This is a genomic window from Thermanaerothrix solaris, from assembly GCF_032334255.1.
Lineage (GTDB): Bacteria > Chloroflexota > Anaerolineae > Anaerolineales > Anaerolineaceae > Thermanaerothrix > Thermanaerothrix solaris.
In genome coordinates this window covers 1,089,266-1,112,181 of the sequence record NZ_JAUHMF010000001.1, presented here as the reverse complement: position 1 = coordinate 1,112,181, position 22,916 = coordinate 1,089,266, and the positions used below count along the sequence as shown (strand labels likewise).

The window sequence follows — 22,916 nt, the reverse complement described above, 5'->3', positions numbered from 1 at the left end:
GATGAGTTCGGGTATTCCTTGTAAGCCACAAAGACTGGCGCATTTATGGGCAAAGAGTCCACGCCCTGGATCTGATTCGCCTCAAACTCTCGTGGAACACACATGGGAGGCGCTGGAGCGTTTGAGCGAACTAGCACATCAACGCCCTGATTTACCAACCCTTAGTGGGCAACCGCGCCTGTGGCATCTTCTCTTTTGGGCGGTCTTCTTGCACGATTGGGGCAAGGCCGCGCAGGGTTTTCAGCGTCTGTTGCGCGGCGAGAAGCGCAGTTGGTCATTCCGTCACGAGGTGCTTTCACTGGTGTTTGTAGACTGGATCTCTGCCGGCCTTTCCTCCAAAGAGGCAACCTTTCTGGCAGCAGCCATTGCTACTCATCACAAGGACTTCGATGAGATCGAGGGATATCTCGATGAACAAGATCCCGAGTTTGACCCTTTGATGGCGATGTTGGGGGAACTCTCCCGCGAGGATCTCGTCGCGCTTTATGGCTGGATCGAGACCTGTGCCGAGCAATGGATTGACGCCCTAGACATGCGCTCACTAGGGGTCACTTGCCCTATCCTGCCGCCGCTGGAGCAAGCCTTGAAAGGCTTGAATCCACAGGCAGTGCGCCGTCATTTGCAACGTTTGGAACGATGCCTGTGCGAGTGGGAGGATGAGTCGCCCTCTGCCGAAGTCCTCCGCCCGGGTGTTTTTCTGCGAGGTTTGCTCTTGCAGTCCGACCATCTGGCTTCGGCGGGCTGGGGGACTTTACCCCAACCTCACCTTTCTGCAGGGGCTATTCTGCAGTCGCTGGCTTTGCCCTACCGGGGCTTGTATGCGCATCAGCGCCTCGCCGCCCGCACCCTCGGACATGCCATCCTGCTGGCGCCCACTGGTACAGGTAAGACCGAGGCTGCCCTGCTGTGGGCAGCGAATCAACGCGTGCCACGTTTGTTCTATACCTTGCCGTACCAAGCCAGTATGAATGCCATGTTCGACCGCCTGACGCGCATCTTCCCCGGGCAGGTAGGGATTTTGCATGGACGTAGCACTATGGCACAGTTTCAGCGTTTGATGGAGCAATCCTATGCCCCCGAAGAAGCGGCCAGATTGGCGCGTTTGTTTCACAACCGTTCTGGGTTGGCATATTATCCTGTGCGTATCTTTAGCCCCTATCAAATGCTAAAGGCCGCTTTTCAACTCAAAGGGCACGAAGCCCTAATAAGCGATTTCACCGAAGCGGCGTTTGTCTTTGATGAGATTCATGCCTACGAACCGGCTCGTTTGGCAATGATTGTCGCCACCATGGGGTTTCTAAAACGTGTCTATGGGGCACGTTTTCTGGTTATGTCGGCAACTTTGCCCGCGCCCATCCGCGGTGTGCTGGAAGATACTTTAGAGCGGGTTACCCCCATCCATGCCTCTCAGCGCTTGTTAGCAAGATTACGCCGCCATCGTCTTTTCCTAGCAGAGGGTGACTTGCTAGACGAAGAAAATCTGAAAAGAGCTCTTAGCGAGGCCAGGCAAGGGCGACGGGTACTCATCGTCTGTAATACGGTACGCCGCGCCCAGCAAGCATGGTCGTGGATGCGCGATCATCTTCTCTCCGAAATTCCTCTATTCTTACTCCATGGGCGTTTTACCGGTCGTGATCGTGCGCGTAAAGAACGCGAGATGCTTCGGGCGGTAGGATTGAATCCGGCGGAAAGCCGCCCGTTGGTGGTTGTTGCCACGCAGGTGGTAGAAGTGAGCCTTAATCTTGATCTGGATGTTCTCTTTTCCGATCCAGCACCGCTGGAAGCCCTGCTTCAGCGCATTGGGCGCATCAACCGCTTGGGCAAACGGGGATTATCGCCGGTCTATGTTTTCCTCAATATAGATAAGGTTTTTCATCGCATTTACAGTCCCATTGAGCAGGTCAACCGTACGCTGGAAGTGTTAGAAGAACGTTTTAACGCTTCTCATGGGAAAGGCGTAGTGCTAGATGAGCGTTTTCTCCCCCAATGGCTGGATGCTGTTTATACTGGTGAGGTGCTGGCTTTATGGCATAACACCTTTGAGAACGCCCGTACCGATTTCGAACGTAGTTTTCTAAAAGTGCTTCAGCCATTCCGTTCTAACCAGGCGCTATCAGAGCAGTTTCATCGTTTGTTCGATAGCACAGAGGTCTTGCCTGAATCGCTATATGACGAATATCTGCAATTGCAAGACAGTGAGCGTGCGCTTGAGGCCGATTCGTTACTTGTACCGCTTTCATGGGGTTTGCGTGCCATGCTTGCCCAACGGGGATTTTTACGTGCGGGAGGCCGCGACTTCCCCGATGTAGTTTCTATTCCTTATGATGATGAGCGAGGCCTGAACCTTGATACCTCACTAGACCCTCAATTTTTGGAGGCTCCCGATTGATGGCGGATTTTCCTCTTACCTTGATCCGATTACGTTTTGAATGTGTGGCCGAGACCCCGATCCACTTGGGCGGTGTGCGGGCCGGTAATAATTTACGTGGTGCTTTGGTAGATGTAATGCGCCGCGCCACATGTCCCTATAGCGTACCGGCGGTGGCAGGGGTATCGCCAGTACCTGATCCCGAACATGTCGCAACCTGTCCGGTGTGTTGGTTAGTGGCTGCAAATGAAAAACCCGGGGTAGAACGGCGCGGTTACGTACTTACACCACCTCTTTATCTTCCCGAGACCCTGGTACCGGGTCAGCGCTTCTCCTTCCGTCTCACTTTGGTAGGCGAGGCCCAGCGCTACTTGCCTTATTTTGTCCTGGCCGTACCTGAAATGGGAAGCACTGGGGTCGGGTATAAGCGTGGACGATTTAGATTGCTACGCATCGTTTCTGAAACTTTAAATGGCAATGAAGAGGAAGTGCTTGCTGAGGGTGAAACAGTACTGCATATTCCTAAGCATTCGATAACCCATGCTGATGTTTTGGAGCGTGTTGAACGTGCGGTGCAGACTTGGCAAGGTCAGGGCATGCGTGAACTCAACATGGTGTTTCTAACCCCGATACGTCTTATTTGGAATGATCAGTTGGTCAAAGCCCCTGATTTCGCCATCTTTTTTGCCCGTTTACTGGAACGTCTGGATGAGTTAGCGATCCAGTTCTCCGGAGGTGAAAGGCGTTCCTATAAGGAACGCACTCATTTACATCATCTTGCTTCGCAGGTACGTCTGATTGAAAATGACACCCGATGGACTGAGGTACCCAGTGGTTCCAGCCGCACCGGCCGACGCACGTGGATTAGTGGCCTGATTGGGACGGCGCGCTATGGTGCACCAATCGAGGTGTGGCGTGAACTCTTACCCTGGTTAATCTGGGGGGAGATGGTGCAAGTGGGCAAGGACACTGTAAAGGGCAATGGAGTTTTTCGATTGGTAATTTGAGGCCTGAATAGAGGAGAGTAGGGGGATGGCAATTATTCAGCATTTGATTGTGGATGAATATGGGGCTTTCATTGGGAAACACAGTGAACGCCTAATCGTTTTCAAGGGCGACGAAAAACGGCTGCAGGCTCCACTGTTGCACCTTGAGTCGGTAGTAATCGCTAATTTGGGCGTTAGCATCAGCGCCGATGCTGTGCAAGCCTGCACTGAGCGTGGCATTCCAATTTATTTTCTCAACTCAATGGGTGAGCCTTATGCGAGTCTATATAGTGCCGGGCTGACCGGTACCATAGCAACCCGCCGAGCGCAATTAGAAGCCTACCGCAACCGCCGAGGATTAGATCTGGTGATTGCCCTTGCCATGGGAAAGATCCAGAATCAAGCCAACTTTCTAAAATATATGAGCAAGTATCGGAAGGAAAGTGACCCAGCTCTCTATGAAGAATTGCGCCTTTGTGCGGCAGAGATTCTAGATGAACGGATCAAATTGGAACGCTTAACGCATTCTCCCGATTATAAGGAGGGTAGGCTCTCCGTTGAACAGTTGCGCCAGCCTATTATGGGGATAGAAGGACGTGCGGCTCGTCGCTACTGGGAGGCGATTCGTCAGACCGTGCCGGAAAAATATGGCTTCCCAGGGCGAGAGGGACGGGGAGCAACTGATCCGATCAACGCGGCCCTTAATTACGGCTACGGTATTCTCTACGGTCAAGTCGAGCGTGCTATTGTCTTGGCGGGTTTAGACCCTTATGCCGGTTTTCTTCATGTTGATCGTCCAGGCAAACCCAGCCTAACCTTGGACTTTATCGAGGAATTTCGTCCTATGGTGGTAGATCGTACGATTATCGGATTGGCCAATAAGGGCGTGGAATTTTCCCAGGATGGTAAAAATCTATTAACCGCCGAAACCCGTCGCATGGTTGCCGAACGAGTGCTGGAGCGGCTAGATACCCCTATCCCTTTTGAAGGAAAACGCTATTCCATACGTGCCATTATTCAAATGCAGGCGCGTCACATGGCCACATACCTCCGTGGCGAACGCGACACTTATCAACCCTCTACGTTACCATGGTAAGGGAAATTGTGAGTGCAGAAAAAGTACCGAACATGATCCTCGTTTATGATATTGTGGATGATCGTAAACGAGCCAAAATCGCAGATGCCTGTTTGGATTATGGATTGGATCGAATCCAATTTAGCGCTTTTGTAGGATGGCTGACGCCGAGTAAGCAGCAAGAACTGATGGTCAAGATCAAGCGCATTCTGGGCAAGAGTCCCGGAAATGTGCAACTTGTCCCCATTTGTGCTGATGACTGGAATAGGCGCAAGGTTATTGATCAAAAAGAGAGGGTTTGAGACATGCTAGACCTAGATGATGAGGTCTATGAATATCCTTTCCGTGTTACAGATCTAAAACAATGGGTGTATTGTCACCGTTTGCTTTATTTTCTGGTTTGTCTACCTGACGTGCGTCCACGCACTTATCTTATGGAGGTTGGGAAGGAGGCGGGTGAAGAGGAGGAAACCCGGGAGATTCGTCGTTCCTTACGTCTCTATGGACTGATAGAAGGGCGGCGGGAATTTAATGTAACATTGCGCTCAGCCCGATGGGGGTTGCGCGGAACTGTGGATCTGGTGATCTGGGTGGATGAACCTGTCCCTGGCGAGGTCATCCCAGTGGATTTTAAGTTCTCTCATCGGAGCAATGAACACTTTAGACTCCAACTGATGGCTTATGGCTTGTTACTTGAGGAAATTAGCGGCAGACCTGCACGGCGTGGCTTCCTGTATGAGATCCCCTTGCGCCGAGCGGTAGAGGTGCCGTTTACCCCAACGCTGCGAGTGCAAGTGCATAAAACTTTGATTGGCATGAAGGAGATGCTAGAAAGCGAACAAATGCCGGTACCAACCTCTCAGCGTGCGCGGTGTGTGGGCTGCGAGTTCCGCCGTTTTTGCAATGATGTGATGTAAACAAGATAAGCCATTTTCATTCCTGCACAACAGTAGGATCTCCCCCTACGCCAAATTGCTTATATCCATATCCGATTATTAACGCTTGGACATGGGGTACCCATTAGGTACACTCGATATGGGTGTAACGATGAGCGTGTTAATTCCGATCTTGAAACTTAATCTTTCCTGTGTCCAAGCCGCATCATGGGTCATTGAATGTTTGACCCAGGTGAACTTGAGCGTGACTCAAACTTTTAATGTGCAATGGCTTCCGAATGAGGATGCTCCCCAGGCAGAGGATGCTGGTAAGGAAGCCGATGTTGGTCATCGGGTGATCATCTTTCTGGTTCGGCGAGGAAGTGCATGGGCAACTTTGTTGTTATATGGTGAAGATACTCAAACCTGGATCGCAATTTCCAAACCACCGACGGCCCAAGAGGATGCGGGTCTCGCTGCACTAATTCAATCTATTTTGCAATCGGAGGCCCGGGTTCACAACGATCTACAAGCCCTGTCCTCGATTTGAGATCTTGAACATTCAAGGGGTTTCTCGCGTTCTAGGGTACTATACCCGTAAGTAACAGGATTCCATACTTGTTTTAAGGAGGCTTAGAATGAGAAAAGGGGTTGAATGGGTTCTTGCGCTAGGGATCTTGGCCTTATTGTTAGGGGGAATTGTGTTGGCCTCATTTTGGGGATGGGGGATGCATGGCGGGTGCTGTGGCGGGTGGTGGCCTTGGGGAATAGTGGGGCGTGGCATGATGACTTGGGGGTTCATCCCGTTGGGGTGGTGGGGAATGTTATTGATGATACTGGTGCCTTTAGGTTTGTTCGTCTTAGGAATTCTTGGCGTTATTTGGGCTTTACGCGTATTTTCCCAGTCTGGTAAAAACACACCTGGGTTGCGCTGCCCTACTTGCCAGCGGTCGGTACAGCGTGATTGGAAACATTGTCCTCATTGTGGCGCATCGCTTGAATACTAACCACAATCCGAATCGGAGCAAAAAGGTATGAGTAAACGGCTTCATAAATCACATCACTCGTGTCCCAGAAACCGAAGGTTTCCCGTTTATGTTTATTTATTAGTAGGAGGGCTTTTATTGATCTTGGGATTGATGTTGGGCACAAAAGTGGGTGGTGATAGAGGCACACCTGTTTTAGCAGTTGATCAATCTAAAATAGAATTTGACACTGTAAAGTTAGGCACCCCACTTACTTTTGAGATTGAGGTTACTAATACCGGCGATGGAATTTTGAGATTTAAGGAGAAACCTTACATCGAAGTTCTGGAGGGGTGTTGACCGCCGGGATTGACCATCGGTTCGATGGTCCTCAAACCGGGTGAAAGCACTGTGATCCGATCTGGTGTTTTCATGATGCATGAAGGGATGGAAGGCCCTCACGACTTTGCCGTACACTTGATTACTAATGATCCTGAACGTCCCGATGTTGTAGTTCATGTGCTTTCGAATTGGGTGCCTTAGGTTTTGAGAATATACCTTGTTGGTTGAGTGACTGTGACCGAATTGCGCTGGCGCCGTATCATGTTGATCCTTTGGGGGGCATATGGGGAGTGGGTTTTAATGCCTTTCCTAGCACCCGTATTGATGTACTTAGGGCAGTCCGAACTTGCCGGGGTGATCTATCGGATTTACTCCTTCTTCTGTCATCAGTTACCGCAACGGTCCTTTTTCTTGTTCGGAACCAAACCAATGTACACTCTGGCGGAGATTCAAGCGGCTTGGAAGCCGACCACAGATCCTCTTGTTCTGCGCCAGTTTATAGGAAACCCCATTATAGGATGGAAGGTGGCCTGGTCGGATCGTATGGTTTCGTTCTACACCAGTATTTGGGTTTTTACTGCCCTACGATGGTTTTGGAGTCCAGCCCTTAGTAAGCATCCTAATCTCATGTCCCTGCTTTTCCTCGCACCCATGGCCGTGGATGGGTTTTCCCATCTAGTGAGTGATTTATCTGGCATTGATCAGGGCTTTCGGGCTAACAACTTGTGGTTGGTTGTCTTGACCGATAACGCGCTTCCGCCTTGGTTTTATGCCGGAGATGCGTTGGGTTCTTTTAATTCCTGGATGCGGTTGTTTACCGGTTTATTAGCGGGATGGGGAATTGCTGACTTGCTGGTGCGTTGTGTTAGGATATACCGGATCTATAAAGACTGATGAATCTATATGGACGGAATCCCGCCATCCGCTGGGGCATTTTTGAGAATAGGCTATAATCAAACATCATATTGGTGAGAGTTGTGGAAATATGGAAAAGCGTTTAAAAGCGAGAAGTAAAATCCGGGTGCTGCTGGCAGACGATCATCACATTGTGCGGGCGGGAATACGTCAGTTGCTCGAACGAGAACGGGATATTCAAGTCATCGCTGAAGCCGCGGATGGAGAAGAGGCGCTGGCGTTAATTGAGAAACACCAACCTGATGTGGCAGTCTTAGATCTACAAATGCCGAAAGCAAGCGGGATTGAAGTCACTCAGCGTGTCCGAGCCCATTTTCCCCAGGTAGGAATCCTCATTCTCACTGCTTATGATGACGACCCTTATGTCATGGCCGTGCTCCAGGCGGGTGCCAACGGTTATGTGCTTAAGACGGCAGATGCGGAAGACTTGGTGCAGGCGGTACGTGATGTTTTCGAAGGGAAGTCAGCCATTGATCCCCTTATAGCCCGTAAACTTATGTCCACTTTATTTCGTCGTAGCGAGCATTTGGTGGAACCGCTAACCGAACGCGAGTTGGATGTCTTGCGGCTGGTGGCACGGGGATTGACCAATAAGGCCATTGGGGTGCACTTGGGGATCAGTGACCGAACGGTGCAAGGTCATTTAGCCCATGTTTTTGCTAAATTACAAGTTAGCAGTCGTACCGAAGCGGTGATGCGAGCGGTGGCTTTGGGGTTAATCCCCCGGCCAGGCGAATTTTCGGGAGATGAGTTCAACCATGAATAGACGTTTCAATGTATTCAGCGCCTCGGGGTTCCAGGCGTTGTTTTGGATGGTTTTACCCATTACCCTGGTTCTTATTGGTGTGGTCGTGGGTAGTTTGGCATTGCATGAGCATGTTATGCGCCAGTATTTAACTGAGGAAGCCTGGAAAGCGGCAACCGATCCCCTCTTGGAATTGACCTTAGTAGCCCCATTGGTTCTGCTTATCCCCCTGGCAGTTGCCGGTGCGGCGTTCTGGTTTGGCACAAGGCAAATCATTCGTCCCTTGCAGGCACTGGAAAAGCAGGCTGTGGCATTAGCCGAGGGTGATTTTGAGTTCGTTCAGCGACCGGTAGGGGGGATTGTCGAGATACAGAATTTGCAACACGAACTCATTGAAATGGCGCGTAAAGTCCAAGCAGCCCAGGAAGGTTTACGCGATTATATCAATGCCATCACCACAGGACAGGAAGAAGAACGTCGCCGTCTGGCGCGTGAACTTCATGATGATACCATCCAGGCGCTGATTGCGCTGAAACACCATGTTCAATTAGCCCTCAAGTCGGTGCGTGATCCCAATGGTAAGAAAGCTTTGCGAGAGTTGGAGCAATTAGCCGAACAGACCATTGAAAACTTGCGTCGTCTTATCCGGGCGCTGCGTCCCATCTACTTGGAGGATTTAGGACTGGTCACAGCATTGGAAATGTTAGCCCGCGAAGTTGAGCAATCCAGTGGTGTACAGATACATTTTGAATGTATAGGTTGGGAAAGGCGCCTCGATCCTCAGGTTGAACTTGTTCTATATCGTATTGCCCAGGAAGCACTTAATAATGTCATCCGTCATGCGAAAGCGCTGCAGGCTCACCTTCGTGTGACCTTCGAAGACCGGAAGGTAGCGCTAGAAGTGGAAGACAATGGGGTCGGTTTTCAGTTACCTGCCGCTCCAACTGATTTTGCCTTGCAAGGGCATTTTGGGCTTTTGGGAATGCGCGAACGGGCAGAATTAATCGGAGCCCATTTGGAGTTAGAATCGGCCCCTGGCAAAGGCACGCGGGTGCGGGTCAGCATCTAATTTAACGCTTTAAAGGGTGCTCAGGGAGCGCGTTCCAGGCAAAACGATAGAGATAAGCCACTAATGCATCAATTTGTTCCGGGGTGAAAATGGGCCCCCAATAAGGCATACCGGTGCCCATACCTCCACGGGTCACTTTGCCGGCCAGGAGGGCTGGACTAGCCCCAAGGAGTTGGCGCGGATCACTCCAATCGGGCGGCCGGGTATGCCCGTTGTAAGTAGTAATGTGATTATCAGAGGGCGGGGGAGACAGATCGCGCATCATGACTCCATCACCCTGCCCGGTTTCACCGTGGCAGGCAGCGCAATTTTGGGCATAGAGTTTTTGCCCCGTGGCAATCGCTTGGGGCGAGGTGTGTTGTTCCCAAACCCAAGCCACAAGGTCCCAAAGATCATCGTCATTCAAGACTTGTAGCGAAGGTTCGGCGCGGAGGCGCATCCATAATGAAGCCGGGCTGTTGGAAAGATAAGTGGTGTGTTCGAGAGCATAAGCGGGTAGGCGATCCTTCAATTTTGCCCCACGCTGGGGATCAGCCATCCGATGAGGCATGATTTCTGCGCGGTGTGGGGTATCCAGGTCAATGCCTAACACAAGGTAAAGTGGTGTGGGTTCCGGAGTTGGTGTGGAGCCATCACCGATGACGTTAATCACCCCCCGCATGCGCCAGTGGTTGGGGCCACACCATCGGGTGCAGTAAAAAGTGTAAGTGCCGGGAGCAGAGAACGTTAGAGTTGCCTCGACAAATTCACCGGGCAATATTTCAATCTCGGGCTGGTTGAGTTTGCCAATGGCAAATCCGTGTACGACATCCTCGCTAGTAAAGCGGAGGGTAATAGGTTGTCCGCTGCGAACAGTGATCGTGCTCGGTGACCAACCACCGGATTCAGGCAAGCGAGCGTGCATTTCTAACACTGCAGGGTAACTTAAATGCCACAAGAACTTGCCGATAACTGGAAGAGCCAGGACAAGCGCCAATAGGGTGACAATAATAACGCGAGCAAGATGTTCGTGTTTCATCCTAACAGCAACCACAACATGATCCACGTATAAGTGGCAATAAATGCCAATAGCGGAATGGACTCGCGTGTAGACCGAGATAATTTACGTGCAGTTTCCGTGGCGCTCATGGCGCCACCTGCAAGGAGAAGGGTTTGTAAAGCCAGGCTAAATGACGAGGTTTGTCCGGTTGGGAGGTGGTTGGTAAGCCCCAGCAGATTCCAACCCCAACCCAAAGGGTCGGAAAGTACAGGCAGAAGGTAAGAGGATTTTGTCGAGGCAAATGCCAACGTGAAAGCCATCCAACTCGTCAGCCCAATAGGGAGGAGAATTGGCCCATAATAGACCAACGAACGTTTGAAAGAAAATCGTTCTTTCCTTATCCTTTCGGCAACCCACACCACCAAGGTATAAAAGGCAGGAACGATTACAAGAGTTAAGAGGAGAAAGCTTGCCGCAAAGATCCACCAAGCCGGACTGCCTATGGTGTAAGCAACGGACTTTAATATGCCCCAAGGCCCCAGAAAAATTACGGTATCGATGGCGGCGGTGGTCAACATTGTTAGCGCAAGAAAGACGTCGTCTAGGCCCATTTTCGCCGCTAAAGGTAACTCGGCGCCCCAGGGGCGCAGGCGAAGGCTAATGTTGTTGTATGGGCAAGCGCGCAGGCATTCCAGGCACAGGCCACAATTGGCACTGGTCTTGAGCGCCGGCGGGTATTGCTCCCAAGGACAGACTTCGTAGCAAGTTTTTTTGGTATGGAGGGCACACAGAGAAGGCTCATTGACGCTTATGACTGGTGGTGCCAATCTGGCATAAAGCCCGATGAAACCACCGACGGGACAAACATGGCGGCAGAAGGCACGTCGCTCGTAAATCAGACTTAGCATTGTCGCCAAAAGAAATAACCCTAATAGAACGAAGGCGGTGACCCGTGGGGCGGTCAAAATAATAGCGCCAAACCAGCCTACCAACACAAAACCGAATACTGGCAACCAGGCATTGCGCCAGAGGCGAGGCCAACGTTTTCCTGGTCGGGTTTGAGGCCCTCGCGAACGGAGAATTCCTTTGTTTTGTAGCCACTCACCGGGTAAGGGGATGGGGCAAATACTACACCAGGTGCGACCTCCCAAGGGGATAAAGAAAAGTTTCAATGCACTCCACCAGGCGATCCACACGAAGATGATCGCAAAGTTGTGGCTTCCCACCTGAGATCCCAAAAACCCGCTTAGAATCGTGAAAATAAAACCGGCCAATATAAGCGCACGTAGAATGAATTGCGGCCAGCGACTGCGCAACAAAGAATTTATCCATGAAAAACGGCTTACCTCAATAGAGATCATTTAAGGCACGGTTATTATGGTGCTGGGGGATAGGGTGGTAGAAGAGGGCTAAAACTATTGCGATTATGACCAAAAGACTTCCGCGTAATAGGGGGAGGTTAGCACCGATTTGGATCTTGCCCAACATAAACGGATGTAAGTTTCCACAGGCCACCGAACAGCGGAAGCGGTACACGCCAGGATGAGTGGCTATGAATGTTGCCCGCGCCGGTTGCCCTGGTTCAGCCTCCAGGTTTAATGAGTAACCGTCCAGGCTCAGACCATGCTTAACATCGGTGGCCACCAGTTCAATTGTCACTCGCTCACCGGGTGATATATAGATCTGCTCTGGGGTGAAACGGTATCTACTGGCTTCAATACGAATATAGCTTTCACTGATCGGAGCGGAAGAAAGCGGCATTGGCGTTCCAAGGATTATAGCCGCGGCCAGGATAAAAATTAGACCGGTACGCCATTGAAGTGAGGCAAGATGTTGAACTACAGTTTTGGCGTGCTTCATGGTTTTAACGGTGTTGGCGGTCCATATTGGGAATAAGTGCGATTTATATAGGTCTGGATATCCTCCAAGGCCTTGCCCTCTTGGGTCAAGCGCATTACGTCCCGGGTGATATCTACACAAATGGAGCACCCCAACGCATGGGAGTCAAATTCTATACTCCCTGAGGACTGAACGTCTTTGACATAACAGTCATAATTTGAGGTATGACCTACAGCCCCACATCCGCAATAGCAGGGCACTTGAGAGAGGACCTCTGGGTTGGCCACCGCAAAACGATAGGCATCTTGTACCGAAACAGGTGCTTTTTGAACTTCGGGGGGCATTTTGTCGAGCGGCGCCATTGGTAAGGTCGAGGTTGAGCGGCTACATGCCGTAAGCCACAAAACGGCAATCACTAAAAACAACAAGAAGGTTTTTCTCTTCCGGGGGTTTAGGGTTAGTCTCACAAAACGCATGGATCCTTCGCCTTAATGGTGTGGTCTAATTTGGAGTATAACGATAGAGTTAAAAATAACCGAGCGCTGCATAGCGTGAACCCTGGTAGGCAAAATTGCTTAATCTGAGGGGATACCAATCATGGATAAAGTAGCAGGATGAGAGTTGCAAATTCAATCAAAATATCGTACAATCGGTCATAATCATTCATTTGTCGGATCGTATGATATAACAAGGAATGCTCCAATGAAAACTCAGGCGCAGAAAACAGCCTTTCCTGGTCCGGATCGGCAGGGATTGATCCTCGATTTCATTAATCGTCGCCAGCGTGTGAGCATTGCCGAGATTTGTGAGGCGTTTGGTATTAGTGAGGCAACGGCGCGGCGGGATTTAGAAGCCCTGGATCAACGAGGTTTGATCTGCAAAGTGCGTGGTGGTGCTATCCCTGCGCGCCGGGCACCAGCAGAGCCCCCCATCCTCCAACGCTCTAACCAACATTTGGAAGAGAAACGGCGCATTGCCCAGGCCGCCGTCAAGCTCATCCAAGAAGGAGAGACGATCTTTCTCGGTTCGGGTTCGACGGTTTTGGAATTGGCGCGGCTGCTACGCGCTTTCAATAACTTGACGGTAATCACCAATTCTCTCCCGGTGATCAACGAATTGGCAGCCTCAAGTGGAATCACCCTGGTGGGGTTGGGGGGTGTGCTTCGTTCCAGTGAACTTTCGTTCATTGGCCATATCACCGAACAGGCACTGAGTGAAGTCCGGGCAGATAAGGTGTTCATTGGCATTCACGCGGTGGATGTGAGCGAGGGTCTGACCAACGCTTACCTGCCGGAGACGCTTACCGATCGCGCCATTCTAAAAATCGGTCGAGAGATCATCGTTTTGGCCGATCATTCAAAGTGTGGGCGTGTTTCTACAGCGCGGGTGGCTCCCATTAATACCATTCATACCCTGATTACCGATACGGGTGCTCCCCAAGAGTTTGTTGAAGCACTGCGTCAGGCGGGGGTGCAGGTCATCCAAGCATAAGTTGGGATGGGGTATAAAGAAGTTACCATTCAGGGCTCATAGAGTTTAACATTACTTTCTCATCGCAAGTGGTAAGGTGAATCTCATGGAAAAACGTTCAATTGGAAAACTGCGCGGTTTACAACAATGTAGCAGTGCTCGTTTTACGTTCACGGTGCTGGCACTGGATCATCGTCAGAACCTGCGCCGGGCGCTTAACCCTCAGGATCCGGGGGCGGTAAGTGATGCCGTACTTTCGCAGTTCAAGCTTGATGTTGTTGCGGCGCTGGCTAAATCGGCGACCGCCGTATTGTTGGATCCGGAGGTTTCGGCGGCTCAGGCGATTGCAGCCCGCAACTTGCCCGGCCACGTGGGATTGGTCGTGGCAGTTGAGGCAACCGGTTACAGCGGTGAACCTGGAGCGCGGCGCTCTCAGGTATTACCAGGGTGGAGTGTGGAGAAGGCGCGCCGCATGGGGGCAAATATGATCAAGTTGCTGGTGTATTATCATCCTCAGGCACCTACGGCGGGGGAAATCGAGGCATTTGTGGCCCAGGTAGGAGCCGAAAGCCTGAAGTATGATCTTCCTTTGATGTTGGAGCCGCTTTCCTATTCGCTTGATGGGGCCCCATTAAGTGATGAGGAAAAACATTGGGTGGTGGTCGAGACGGCGCGCCGTCTGACCGTCATTCCCGGGGTAGATGTGCTAAAGGCTGAGTTTCCGCTTACTGCTCAGAACAAAGATGAAGGCATGTGGCGGGAAGGGTTAGAGGCACTTCACGCGGCTTCGGCAGTGCCCTGGATTTTACTTTCTGCAGCGGTGGACTTTGAGACTTACCTGCGCCAGGTTACCCTGGCTTGTCAGTGTGGTGCGAGCGGTATTGCGGTAGGGCGGGCGGTTTGGCAAGAAGCGGTTGGTCTGGATGCAGAGGCGCGGAACAACTTTCTGCAAGCCGTAGCACGGGAGCGTTTAGAACGCTTGGCGGCGCTGTGCTATGCTCTAGGACAACCCTGGACGAATTATTTCGAGGCTGACGCACCGTTCGACTGGTACAAAACGTATTAAGACCTACGCAGTTTTCAGGGACGGTCATCAAGAGTCATTGTGTACTGGTCAGCATTGTATTTCATCTACTACGCGGCAATGGCAGCTTTGTCTCCTTATCTGCCGGTGTATTACCGCCAATTGGGTCTGGGTGGGGAGCAAATCGGCATCTTAACCGCGACCATTCCCCTGATCAACTTGCTCAGCGGTCCCTTGTGGGGGTGGCTGGCCGATTCATACCAGCAACAAAAGCGGGTATTGGTTCTCTCGATGTTAACCGTGGGGGTATTAGGGGCATTGCTGATCCTGCCACGCTCATTTATCGGGCTGGTAGTGATTTTAGTGCCTCTAGCGCTATTCTTATCGCCTTTGGTGCCGATCATGGATAGTTCAGTGCTCCAGGCACTGGGCGAGCGGCGCGAGCACTATGGGCGCATCCGTTTGTGGGGGGCGGTCGGGTGGGGTGTATGCGCGCCGCTGGCGGGCCGATTGGCCGAGCAAGTGGGATTACAAGGGTTGTTTGTCCTGTTTGGGGTGATGATGGGGGTAAGCTCACTTCTGGCCACCCGCCTTTCGGTGCGCTCCACTCTGGTGCGACCAGCCGGACTGGAAGCACTCTCACGTTTTTGGGCCGATCCACGATGGCGGGCGTTTCTTTTTACGGCATTTACTGGGGGCGTTTTGATTTCTGTGATTAGCAATTTTTTATTTTTGTTTCTTCAAGATTTGGGGGCTTCACAGACGCTCTTGGGGCTGAATCTGACTGTGGCGACCGTTTCTGAGGTCTCAATTCTTTTTGTCTCAAGCGCTCTGCTTAAGCGCTGGCATCCGCAGCGGCTCTTGATGGTAGGATTGATCCTTTTTTCACTGCGATCCTTGCTCTACTCATTCATGACTCAACCCTGGATGGCAATGCCGATCCAATTGATGCATGGAGTAACCTATGCGTTGATGTGGGTAGCCGGGGTTTCTTATGCTGGTGTGCTGGCGCCACCAGGTTTGAATGCAACGGCGCAAGGTTTGTTTTCCAGCGCCATCATGGGGGTGGGGATGGTGGTCGGCTCACTGGTGGGCGGATTTTTATTAGCGCGGGTGGGGGCGATTTGGATGTTCCGGCTGGTGAGTGGCTTGGGGCTGTTAGGTGCTTTTATTCTATGGCGTGTGAGGAATCATTATGACCAGGATTTATGATCTTTTGGTCGTGGGTGAAATCAACCCTGACCTCATTCTGACCGGGGATGTCGAACCGGTTTTTGGGCAAGTTGAGAAATTGGTAGATAGCGCGACACTGACGGTTGGCTCGTCGTCGGCCATTTTCGCCTGCGGGGCTGCCCGTTTAGGTCTGAAAACCACCTTTGTAGGGCTATGTGGCGCGGATGTCTTTGGCCACTTTATGGTTGATCAAATGCACCGGCGCGGGATAGGGGTCGAGCATATACAAATTCGCCCGGATGGAGCCACCGGCCTGAGTGTTATTCTGGCGCGGGGGGCCGACCGGGCGATTCTAACCTATCCGGGTTTGATTCCGGTGTTACGAGCAGAAGATGTTCCGCTGCACCTTTTGGAGCAAGTGCGCCATCTTCATGTGGCGTCTTACTTCCTGCAATCCAATCTGCAGCCCGGATTGCCTGATCTATTTCGTCAGGCGCGAGCATTAGGGGTAACGACTTCGCTGGATACAAACTATGATCCCAGTGGTCAATGGCATGGCTTCGACGCTTTATTGGCTCAGACCGATGTGCTGTTTCTCAATGAAACCGAAGCCTGCTCCCTGAGTCGGGAGGCCGATGTGGAAGCCGCAGCCCAAAAACTGGCGGCACTAGTCAGCGTGGTGGCAATTAAATTGGGCGCACGGGGGGCGTTGGCGATCCAGGGATCGCGCATCGTTAATGTTCCTGGTTTGCCCGTTAAGGTGGTGGATACAGTCGGTGCAGGTGATAGTTTCGATGCCGGCTTTATTTATGGGTATCTCCATGGCTGGGACCTGGAGCGCACATTGCGCCTAGCGGTGATCTGTGGATCGCTTTCGACCCAGGCGGCAGGGGGCATTGCTGCTCAACCCACGCTGATCGAAGCATTAGACATTCTCGCCACATGGGAGAAGAAAGGCGCCCCAACGCTTTCCGAAGGAGAAGGGCAATGATCACCTATCTGGATTTTGTGGTGCAATCACATCAATTCGGACCTCCGCTTGGAATTACCTCGATATGTTCAGCCCATCCTTATGTCATCGAAGCGGCGTTGCGCAACGGGAAGGCAAAGCAGATTCCGGTGTTAATAGAAGCCACCTGTAACCAGGTCAATCAGTATGGCGGTTACACCGGTATGACCCCCGCAGATTTTGTGCGCTTTGTTGAAGCCATAGCGACGCGGGTGGGTTTCCCACGTGAGCGCATCCTTTTGGGCGGGGATCATTTAGGTCCACTTGTATGGTCCAATGAGCCTGCCGCGAGCGCCATGGCCAAAGCCAGAACCTTGGTTAGAGCGTATGTGGAGGCTGGTTTCCGCAAAATCCATTTGGATTGTTCGATGCCGTGTGCGGATGATCGTGATTTTTCTCCGGCTGTGGTTGCTGAACGAGCGGCAGAACTGGCTGCTGAGGCTGAAGCGGCCAGCCAAGAAGCGCCATTACCTTTACCACGCTATGTCATCGGTACGGAAGTGCCCCCGGCGGGAGGCGCCAAAGCGGAGGAAGACCGGCTGATAATCACGCGCCCCGAAGATGCTGCAGAGACCCTGGAACTGACGCAACGGGCTTTTTCGAAGCGGGGTTTAGACGCTGCTTGGGAACGTGTGATGGCCTTGGTGGTTCAACCTGGGGTGGAGTTTGGTGATGCTCAGGTGCATGACTACCACCGCGAAGCAGCCCAATCCCTCTCTCACTTTATTGAAACCCGGCCCGGGTGGGTCTATGAAGCCCATTCGACCGATTATCAAACGCGCGAAGCCTTGCGGGCTTTGGTTGAAGATCATTTTGCCATCCTCAAAGTCGGCCCGGCACTGACGTTTGCCTTTCGCGAGGCTGTCTTTGCGCTGGCTGCAATTGAAGAGGTTCTGTGTGATGAATCCAGTCGCATTGTCCATGCACTGGAAGAAGCCATGCTCTCGAATCCCAAGTATTGGATCAGGTATTACCGCGGTGATGAGCGAACATTAGCGATGGCGCGGCGATATAGTTTTAGCGATCGTATTCGCTATTATTGGGCAACACCGACGGTAGAGCAGGCATTTCAACGTTTGCGTTCGAACTTGAACCGGGTCACGATCCCACTGACCCTGCTCAGCCAGTATTTGCCCCAGCAGTACCGCAAAGTGCGCGAAGGGCGGTTGATGAACACCTTCGATGCACTGGTGTTAGACAAGATTCAAATGGTGCTTGAAGATTACAACCATGCCTGCGGATTAGAATAAGCACGAGAAACGAACCCAATGCAGTGATTTTACAAATTAGCCCTTGACAATTTGACGTTCCTGAATAGAATTGCCCCGAAATGAGCATGCAGTATCTGATGATGACACTCTCGGGTGAACGGCGGAATCGGTTCCGCGTTCCTGGGATTTGGGGAGAAAGAGCCGTTATCGGCTCTTTCTTTTTATATCTCACGAGTCAAATGTGGAAGGAAAGAGAGCCGTTTTCAGGCTCTCTTTCTCTGTGTGGAGGCGGGAATGGTGCAATTACCTGGTTTCATTGATCCTCACGTTCATATGCGTGAGCCCGGTGCTACTCATAAAGAGGACTGGTATAGTGGAACGGCAGCAGCGCTAGCGGGTGGGGTAACGATGGTTCTGGCGATGCCCAATACCCAGCCGCCGATAACCGATGCGGAATCCCTAAACCTGGCGCTAGAAGCTGCACGCCAGAAGGCGGTGTGCGATTATGCCCAATATCTAGGCGCGACTCCGGAAAACGCTTCCATCGCGGCCGAGTTGGCACCGCAGACGGCGGGGTTGAAAATGTATCTTGATCATACCTACGGCCCCCTGCGCCTCGCCGATATGACGGACTGGATGGCGCACCTGGCTCATTGGCCGTATGAGATGCCCCTGGCCGTCCATGCCGAAGGACGTACGCTGGCGGCGGTGATCCTTTTGGCCGCATTCTTTGAGCGACCACTTCATCTCTGCCATGTTTCTCGCCGTGAAGAGATTCTTATCATTCGGGCCGCCAAAGAACGCGGACTCAAAGTAACATGTGAGGTCACACCGCATCACCTGTTTTTGAGCGAGGAGGATATCCCGGCGCTTGGTCAGGGACGGGCTGAGGTACGCCCAGCGCTGGCCAGCCCGCGTGACCGGCAGGCGCTGTGGGATAACCTGGACGTCATTGATTGCTTTGCCACTGATCACGCGCCCCACACCTTGGCGGAAAAAGATGGCAACACCCCTCCCCCGGGCTTCCCCGGCCTGGAGACCGCCTTGCCGTTGTTGCTGACGGCCGTGGCAGAGGGCCGTCTGACGCTTGAGGATGTCATTCGACGTTATTACGTCAATCCCCAGCGCATTTTTCGCTTGCCCGCTCAACCGGAGACATGGGTAGAAGTGGATTCTGAGAGCACCTGGGAAATCCGGGGTGAGAATTTGTTAACTCGCGCCGGATGGACGCCCTTCGAGGGTTGGCGGGTGCGAGGGCGGGTAATGCGGGTTGTGTTGCGTGGGACCGAGGTCTATCGGGATGGTAAAGTGCTGGCTGTGCCGGGTTTTGGTCGCAATGTCCGTGCTAATGCCATGTAAAGTAAGTTGGGCCCAGAGTCCACATTCAAAAATCTAACCCAAAGGAGTGAGAAATGGCAACGTATACCCCATATTCCGAAAAAAGTCCCTACCTGCCGTTCGGCGAAAACAAAAATGCCTCGTGGTATGGGAAGGACATCCTTTCGGTCAAGCAGTTTGATCGCAGCGACCTGGAATATATCTTTGGTGTGGCGCATGAAATGGCGGAGATGGTGCGGCGCATCGGTACGTTTGACTTGCTGAAAGGCAAGATTCTGGCCAATCTCTTCTATGAACCCTCAACCCGCACCTCGGCCTCGTTTACTGCGGCCATGGAACGCCTGGGTGGAAGTGTGATCCCGATCAACGAAGTGCGTTACTCTTCGGTGGCTAAGGGGGAGTCCCTACCTGATACTGTGCGCACTCTGGAAGCATATGCGGACGTCATTGTCTTGCGCCACCCCGAAGTCGGTGCCGCTGCATTGGCCGCAAAATATGCCCGCAAGCCGATCATTAACGCCGGCGATGGCGTAGGTGAGCACCCGACCCAGGCATTGCTTGATTTGTTCACCATTCAGGAGGAATTGGGGCGGGTGGATCACATTACGGTAACCATGTTGGGTGACCTGAAATATGGGCGCACGGTGCATTCTCTGGCGCGCTTGCTCTCGCTTTATAATGTCAAACTCAACTATGTCTCGCCGGAAATCCTGCGCATGCCCCCCGAGATTATTGCCGAAATCCAGGCCACGGGAACACCTCAGTTTGAGTACACCTCACTGGAGCCGGTCTTGGCCGAAACCGATGTCCTTTATGTAACGCGGGTGCAGAAAGAGCGCTTTGAAGATCCACAGCAGTATGAGTCGGTGAAAGATGCCTATGTCATCACGCCCGAGATCATGCAGGCGGCCAAAAAGACGATGATCCTGATGCACCCCTTGCCCCGGGTGGGCGAGATTGCACTGGAAGTGGATCAAGATCCGCGAGCGGCGTATTTCCGTCAGGTCGAATATGGCCTGTATGTTCGCATGGCGCTTTTAGCAATGGTGTTGGGGAAGGCCTGATGAACAGCGGTTTTTTCGCTCAACTCGAAGACAGGGCGCGCAAGATTAACTCACTGCTGTGTGTGGGCTTGGATCCTCATCCTCAAGACCTCGCAGCATCAACGCCAGAAGCTGCAAAGATGTTTTGCCAGCGCCTGATCGAGGCAACATTGGATCTGGCGCTGGCCTACAAACCCAACGCTGCCTTTTTTGAAGCCCTGGGCCCGCAAGGCTGGCAGGTGCTCAAAGAGGTGATTTCCAGCATTCCAGAGGGCATTCCGGTTATCCTAGATGCTAAACGCGGTGATATTGCCTCTACCGCCGAGGCTTACGCGCGCTCAGCGTTCGAAACCTTGGGCGTGGATGCCATTACCCTCAATCCCTACCTCGGGTATGATAGCCTACAGCCTTTCTTGCGCTACCCTGACCGCGGAGTTTTCCTACTATGTAAGACGTCTAACCCGGGTGCGGTGGACTTTCAGGATTTGCCATTGGGTGACGGGGAGTCGGATTTGAGGCTGTATGAGAAAGTAGCACTAAAGGCGCAAGAATGGAACACCCAGGGGAACATTGGGCTGGTGGTGGGTGCTACCTACCCCGAAGCCCTAGCCCGCTTGCGCCGCCTGGCGCCAGACCTTTGGTTCCTGGCGCCAGGTGTAGGGGTGCAAGGGGGAGACCTGGCAGCGACCTTGCGCGCCGGGCTGCGGGCAGATGGTTTAGGGATCTTAATCCCGGTATCGCGGGCAATCTCACGGGCGGAATCACCGCGCCAAGCAGCATTGGACCTGGTCGCTTCGTTGCGTCAGGAACACGAAGCAGTCCTGGCCTCGCGGGTTGCTATTCCTCCGTTTTCACCTGATTGGGCCGCGTTGGCTGAGGCCCTCTTAGAAGCAGGGTGTGTGCGTTTTGGCACCTTTACCCTCAAATCCGGCTTGCAATCTCCCATCTATATTGATCTACGCCAATTGGTGTCTTACCCTAGAGTGTTGTCACAGGTCAGCCGCGCCTATCTAAAGGTATTACGCACCCTTTCTTTTGATCGCTTGGCAGCGCTACCCTATGCAGCACTTCCAATTGCCACGACGATAAGCCTGTTGGGCAACTGGTCGTTGATCTACCCGCGCAAAGAGGTTAAGGCTTATGGCACTCAGGCTGAGATTGAAGGGGAGTTTCGCCCCGGGGAGCGGGTTGTTGTCATTGATGACTTAGCCACCACCGGGGGGAGCAAGTTTGAAGCGATTGAACGCCTGACTCAAGCAGGGTTGGTGGTTGAGGATGTGGTAGTGTTGATAGATCGTCAATCAGGTGCATCTGAAGCGCTCTCAGCGGCGGGGTATCGCCTGCATGCGGTTCTTACCCTGAGCCAACTTCTGGACTATTGGGAGAGCACCGGGCGCATTCCTGGAGAAAAGATTGCAGAGGTCCGCGAATTCCTGAGGCGTGCATGAGCGTTTATGCGTTACTTCGTCCTTTGATTTTTCGGCTTCCACCCGAGACGGCGCACCACGGGGTGATTGCGCTTTTGCGTTTGGCGGGGAGCAACCCGATCACTCGTTCCGTGCTGAGGGCGTGGTTTCAGCCCCGAGTGCAGGGACCAACGGTACGCGTTATGGGGCTGTCATTCCGTAATCCACTGGGTTTAGCCGCTGGTTTTGATAAGGATGGCTTGGCCTGGCGAGGGTTGGCATGCCTGGGGTTTGGACACCTGGAACTGGGCACGGTGACCCCTCGCCCTCAATCCGGTAATCCTCTGCCCCGGGTTTTCCGGTTGGTGGAGGATCAAGCCATCATAAATCGGATGGGTTTTCCTAGCCGCGGGGCCGAGTTTCTGGCGCGGCAATTGAGAGGAAAGCGTCCTGCAGGTGTGGTGATTGGGGTCAATATCGGTAAGAACCGGCAGACACCGCTTGAAGAAGCAGTTCAAGACTATCTTTACTTGTTTCAGGTCTTTGCCCCCTTGTGCGATTACTTGGCCATAAATGTCAGTTCGCCGAACACTCCTGGGCTACGCCAGTTGCAACAGCGTCAGATGCTGGAGGCTTTGTTGACCCCTCTGGCCGAAGCACGGGATGCCCAGGTACCAAACCTGGGGCGGCGCATTCCCCTTGTAGTTAAGATTGCCCCGGATCTGGATGATGAGGCTTTGGATGCGGCCTTAGAGGCGATCCTGGGTTGCGGAATGGATGGTGTGATTGTGAGCAATACCACCACTCAGCGGGGTGGTTTGCACTCGTCATTGGCCGGCGAGACGGGTGGCCTGAGCGGCTTGCCGCTTAATGATCTAAATACCTCTCTGGTGCGCAAGGTAGTGAAACGAACCGGAGGGAGGGTGCCGGTGATTGCCAGCGGTGGTGTAATGGGGCCATATCAAGCGCAGGAGAAACTGGATGCTGGCGCTGTGCTGGTCCAACTCTATAGCGGCCTGATCTATGAAGGTCCGGGGTTGGTCAAGCGTATTCTCGATCACGGCTTGCGGATAGGGGATTAGCC

General features: G+C 52.7%; 24 protein-coding genes. 20 read left to right on the top strand and 4 right to left on the bottom strand.

All coding sequences use genetic code 11. The features are described 5' to 3' along the window. The first annotated feature begins 1 nt into the window (after position 1). From cas3 to QYE77_RS04935, 11 genes are all read left to right on the top strand, one after another. Positions 2 to 2,389: a CRISPR-associated helicase Cas3' gene (cas3, locus tag QYE77_RS04985; RefSeq protein WP_315624276.1), complete on the top strand. Its 2,388-nt coding sequence runs from the start codon at positions 2 to 4 to the stop codon at positions 2,387 to 2,389. Beyond that, complete coding sequence (gene cas6, locus QYE77_RS04980) at positions 2,389 to 3,375, top strand: CRISPR system precrRNA processing endoribonuclease RAMP protein Cas6 (RefSeq protein ID WP_315624275.1); 987 nt, start codon at positions 2,389 to 2,391, stop codon at positions 3,373 to 3,375. Before cas3 ends, cas6 begins: the two co-directional genes overlap by 1 nt. A 25-nt stretch (positions 3,376 to 3,400) precedes the next feature. Next, complete coding sequence (gene cas1, locus QYE77_RS04975) at positions 3,401 to 4,450, top strand: CRISPR-associated endonuclease Cas1 (protein ID WP_315624274.1); 1,050 nt, start codon at positions 3,401 to 3,403, stop codon at positions 4,448 to 4,450. 8 nt (positions 4,451 to 4,458) lie between these two features. After that, on the top strand, positions 4,459 to 4,731 hold the full coding sequence (gene cas2 / locus QYE77_RS04970) for a CRISPR-associated endonuclease Cas2 (protein WP_315624273.1): 273 nt from the start codon (positions 4,459 to 4,461) through the stop codon (positions 4,729 to 4,731). Between the two features lie 3 nt (positions 4,732 to 4,734). Continuing rightward, positions 4,735 to 5,346 carry a CRISPR-associated protein Cas4 gene (gene cas4, locus QYE77_RS04965; protein ID WP_315624272.1) on the top strand — a complete coding sequence of 204 codons (612 nt, stop codon included), beginning with the start codon at positions 4,735 to 4,737 and terminating at the stop codon, positions 5,344 to 5,346. 130 nt (positions 5,347 to 5,476) lie between these two features. Continuing rightward, positions 5,477 to 5,854 carry a hypothetical protein gene (locus tag QYE77_RS04960; protein ID WP_315624271.1) on the top strand — a complete coding sequence of 126 codons (378 nt, stop codon included), beginning with the start codon at positions 5,477 to 5,479 and terminating at the stop codon, positions 5,852 to 5,854. An 88-nt stretch (positions 5,855 to 5,942) separates the two neighbouring features. Further along, positions 5,943 to 6,311 carry a zinc ribbon domain-containing protein gene (locus QYE77_RS04955; RefSeq protein WP_315624270.1) on the top strand — a complete coding sequence of 123 codons (369 nt, stop codon included), beginning with the start codon at positions 5,943 to 5,945 and terminating at the stop codon, positions 6,309 to 6,311. 27 nt (positions 6,312 to 6,338) lie between these two features. Next, on the top strand, positions 6,339 to 6,629 hold the full coding sequence (locus QYE77_RS04950; RefSeq protein ID WP_315624269.1) for a hypothetical protein: 291 nt from the start codon (positions 6,339 to 6,341) through the stop codon (positions 6,627 to 6,629). Between the two features lie 282 nt (positions 6,630 to 6,911). After that, on the top strand, positions 6,912 to 7,505 hold the full coding sequence (locus QYE77_RS04945) for a DUF2085 domain-containing protein (RefSeq protein WP_315624268.1): 594 nt from the start codon (positions 6,912 to 6,914) through the stop codon (positions 7,503 to 7,505). A 91-nt stretch (positions 7,506 to 7,596) separates the two neighbouring features. Next, entirely contained in the window at positions 7,597 to 8,292 is a 696-nt protein-coding gene (locus QYE77_RS04940; protein WP_315624267.1) for a response regulator transcription factor, read from the top strand. Then, on the top strand, positions 8,285 to 9,340 hold the full coding sequence (locus QYE77_RS04935; protein WP_315624266.1) for a sensor histidine kinase: 1,056 nt from the start codon (positions 8,285 to 8,287) through the stop codon (positions 9,338 to 9,340). Before QYE77_RS04940 ends, QYE77_RS04935 begins: the two co-directional genes overlap by 8 nt. Position 9,341: 1 nt before the next feature. Here the strand turns inward: QYE77_RS04935 and QYE77_RS04930 are convergent, their stop codons facing one another. Genes QYE77_RS04930 through QYE77_RS15340 form a run of 4 tightly spaced genes read right to left on the bottom strand, consistent with a single transcriptional unit; the run spans position 9,342 to position 12,502 of the window. Beyond that, on the bottom strand, positions 9,342 to 10,358 hold the full coding sequence (locus QYE77_RS04930; protein ID WP_315624265.1) for a c-type cytochrome: 1,017 nt from the start codon (positions 10,356 to 10,358) through the stop codon (positions 9,342 to 9,344). Beyond that, positions 10,355 to 11,638: a 4Fe-4S binding protein gene (locus tag QYE77_RS04925; protein ID WP_315624264.1), complete on the bottom strand. Its 1,284-nt coding sequence runs from the start codon at positions 11,636 to 11,638 to the stop codon at positions 10,355 to 10,357. The genes QYE77_RS04930 and QYE77_RS04925 overlap by 4 nt, the downstream gene beginning before the upstream one ends. Before the next feature lie 28 nt (positions 11,639 to 11,666). Then, positions 11,667 to 12,179 carry a cupredoxin domain-containing protein gene (locus tag QYE77_RS04920; protein ID WP_315624263.1) on the bottom strand — a complete coding sequence of 171 codons (513 nt, stop codon included), beginning with the start codon at positions 12,177 to 12,179 and terminating at the stop codon, positions 11,667 to 11,669. Beyond that, a complete protein-coding gene (locus QYE77_RS15340) occupies positions 12,176 to 12,502 on the bottom strand; it encodes a PCYCGC motif-containing (lipo)protein (protein ID WP_399389899.1) in 327 nt (108 codons plus the stop codon). Before QYE77_RS15340 ends, QYE77_RS04920 begins: the two co-directional genes overlap by 4 nt. Positions 12,503 to 12,860: 358 nt before the next feature. Here QYE77_RS15340 and QYE77_RS04915 point away from each other — a divergent pair, with 358 nt between their 5' ends. From QYE77_RS04915 to QYE77_RS04875, 9 genes are all read left to right on the top strand, one after another. Beyond that, the gene (locus QYE77_RS04915) at positions 12,861 to 13,649 is read left to right on the top strand and encodes a DeoR/GlpR family DNA-binding transcription regulator (RefSeq protein ID WP_315624262.1); all 789 of its coding nucleotides are present in this window, start codon (positions 12,861 to 12,863) and stop codon (positions 13,647 to 13,649) included. An 85-nt stretch (positions 13,650 to 13,734) separates the two neighbouring features. Beyond that, complete coding sequence (locus tag QYE77_RS04910) at positions 13,735 to 14,694, top strand: tagatose 1,6-diphosphate aldolase (protein WP_315624261.1); 960 nt, start codon at positions 13,735 to 13,737, stop codon at positions 14,692 to 14,694. Between the two features lie 39 nt (positions 14,695 to 14,733). Further along, complete coding sequence (locus QYE77_RS04905) at positions 14,734 to 15,864, top strand: MFS transporter (RefSeq protein WP_315624260.1); 1,131 nt, start codon at positions 14,734 to 14,736, stop codon at positions 15,862 to 15,864. After that, positions 15,848 to 16,816, top strand: a complete 969-nt coding sequence (locus tag QYE77_RS04900; protein WP_315624259.1) for a carbohydrate kinase family protein — start codon at positions 15,848 to 15,850, stop codon at positions 16,814 to 16,816. The genes QYE77_RS04905 and QYE77_RS04900 overlap by 17 nt, the downstream gene beginning before the upstream one ends. After that, positions 16,813 to 18,084 carry a D-tagatose-bisphosphate aldolase, class II, non-catalytic subunit gene (locus tag QYE77_RS04895; protein WP_315624258.1) on the top strand — a complete coding sequence of 424 codons (1,272 nt, stop codon included), beginning with the start codon at positions 16,813 to 16,815 and terminating at the stop codon, positions 18,082 to 18,084. The genes QYE77_RS04900 and QYE77_RS04895 overlap by 4 nt, the downstream gene beginning before the upstream one ends. A gap of 255 nt (positions 18,085 to 18,339) precedes the next feature. After that, on the top strand, positions 18,340 to 19,404 hold the full coding sequence (locus QYE77_RS04890; RefSeq protein WP_315624257.1) for an amidohydrolase family protein: 1,065 nt from the start codon (positions 18,340 to 18,342) through the stop codon (positions 19,402 to 19,404). 53 nt (positions 19,405 to 19,457) lie between these two features. After that, positions 19,458 to 20,447 carry an aspartate carbamoyltransferase gene (pyrB, locus tag QYE77_RS04885; RefSeq protein WP_315624256.1) on the top strand — a complete coding sequence of 330 codons (990 nt, stop codon included), beginning with the start codon at positions 19,458 to 19,460 and terminating at the stop codon, positions 20,445 to 20,447. Then, complete coding sequence (gene pyrF, locus QYE77_RS04880) at positions 20,447 to 21,874, top strand: orotidine-5'-phosphate decarboxylase (RefSeq protein ID WP_315624255.1); 1,428 nt, start codon at positions 20,447 to 20,449, stop codon at positions 21,872 to 21,874. The genes pyrB and pyrF overlap by 1 nt, the downstream gene beginning before the upstream one ends. Then, complete coding sequence (locus tag QYE77_RS04875; RefSeq protein WP_315624254.1) at positions 21,871 to 22,914, top strand: quinone-dependent dihydroorotate dehydrogenase; 1,044 nt, start codon at positions 21,871 to 21,873, stop codon at positions 22,912 to 22,914. The genes pyrF and QYE77_RS04875 overlap by 4 nt, the downstream gene beginning before the upstream one ends. The last annotated feature ends 2 nt before the right edge of the window (positions 22,915 to 22,916 follow it).

What these genes read in the sequence shown, in the direction of transcription:
- QYE77_RS04895 (WP_315624258.1), top strand. Translation starts at nt 16,813, where the DNA reads ATGATCACCTATCTGGATTTTGTGGTGCAATCACATCAATTCGGACCT.
- QYE77_RS04920 (WP_315624263.1), bottom strand. Translation starts at nt 12,179, where the DNA reads ATGAAGCACGCCAAAACTGTAGTTCAACATCTTGCCTCACTTCAATGG.
- QYE77_RS04910 (WP_315624261.1), top strand. Translation starts at nt 13,735, where the DNA reads ATGGAAAAACGTTCAATTGGAAAACTGCGCGGTTTACAACAATGTAGC.
- QYE77_RS04875 (WP_315624254.1), top strand. Translation starts at nt 21,871, where the DNA reads ATGAGCGTTTATGCGTTACTTCGTCCTTTGATTTTTCGGCTTCCACCC.
- cas4 (WP_315624272.1), top strand. Translation starts at nt 4,735, where the DNA reads ATGCTAGACCTAGATGATGAGGTCTATGAATATCCTTTCCGTGTTACA.
- QYE77_RS04935 (WP_315624266.1), top strand. Translation starts at nt 8,285, where the DNA reads ATGAATAGACGTTTCAATGTATTCAGCGCCTCGGGGTTCCAGGCGTTG.
- QYE77_RS04940 (WP_315624267.1), top strand. Translation starts at nt 7,597, where the DNA reads ATGGAAAAGCGTTTAAAAGCGAGAAGTAAAATCCGGGTGCTGCTGGCA.
- pyrB (WP_315624256.1), top strand. Translation starts at nt 19,458, where the DNA reads ATGGCAACGTATACCCCATATTCCGAAAAAAGTCCCTACCTGCCGTTC.
- cas1 (WP_315624274.1), top strand. Translation starts at nt 3,401, where the DNA reads ATGGCAATTATTCAGCATTTGATTGTGGATGAATATGGGGCTTTCATT.
- pyrF (WP_315624255.1), top strand. Translation starts at nt 20,447, where the DNA reads ATGAACAGCGGTTTTTTCGCTCAACTCGAAGACAGGGCGCGCAAGATT.
- cas6 (WP_315624275.1), top strand. Translation starts at nt 2,389, where the DNA reads ATGGCGGATTTTCCTCTTACCTTGATCCGATTACGTTTTGAATGTGTG.
- cas3 (WP_315624276.1), top strand. Translation starts at nt 2, where the DNA reads ATGAGTTCGGGTATTCCTTGTAAGCCACAAAGACTGGCGCATTTATGG.
- QYE77_RS04960 (WP_315624271.1), top strand. Translation starts at nt 5,477, where the DNA reads ATGAGCGTGTTAATTCCGATCTTGAAACTTAATCTTTCCTGTGTCCAA.
- QYE77_RS15340 (WP_399389899.1), bottom strand. Translation starts at nt 12,502, where the DNA reads ATGCCCCCCGAAGTTCAAAAAGCACCTGTTTCGGTACAAGATGCCTAT.
- QYE77_RS04890 (WP_315624257.1), top strand. Translation starts at nt 18,340, where the DNA reads ATGGTGCAATTACCTGGTTTCATTGATCCTCACGTTCATATGCGTGAG.
- QYE77_RS04900 (WP_315624259.1), top strand. Translation starts at nt 15,848, where the DNA reads ATGACCAGGATTTATGATCTTTTGGTCGTGGGTGAAATCAACCCTGAC.
- QYE77_RS04915 (WP_315624262.1), top strand. Translation starts at nt 12,861, where the DNA reads ATGAAAACTCAGGCGCAGAAAACAGCCTTTCCTGGTCCGGATCGGCAG.
- QYE77_RS04950 (WP_315624269.1), top strand. Translation starts at nt 6,339, where the DNA reads ATGAGTAAACGGCTTCATAAATCACATCACTCGTGTCCCAGAAACCGA.
- QYE77_RS04955 (WP_315624270.1), top strand. Translation starts at nt 5,943, where the DNA reads ATGAGAAAAGGGGTTGAATGGGTTCTTGCGCTAGGGATCTTGGCCTTA.
- QYE77_RS04930 (WP_315624265.1), bottom strand. Translation starts at nt 10,358, where the DNA reads ATGAAACACGAACATCTTGCTCGCGTTATTATTGTCACCCTATTGGCG.
- QYE77_RS04945 (WP_315624268.1), top strand. Translation starts at nt 6,912, where the DNA reads ATGCCTTTCCTAGCACCCGTATTGATGTACTTAGGGCAGTCCGAACTT.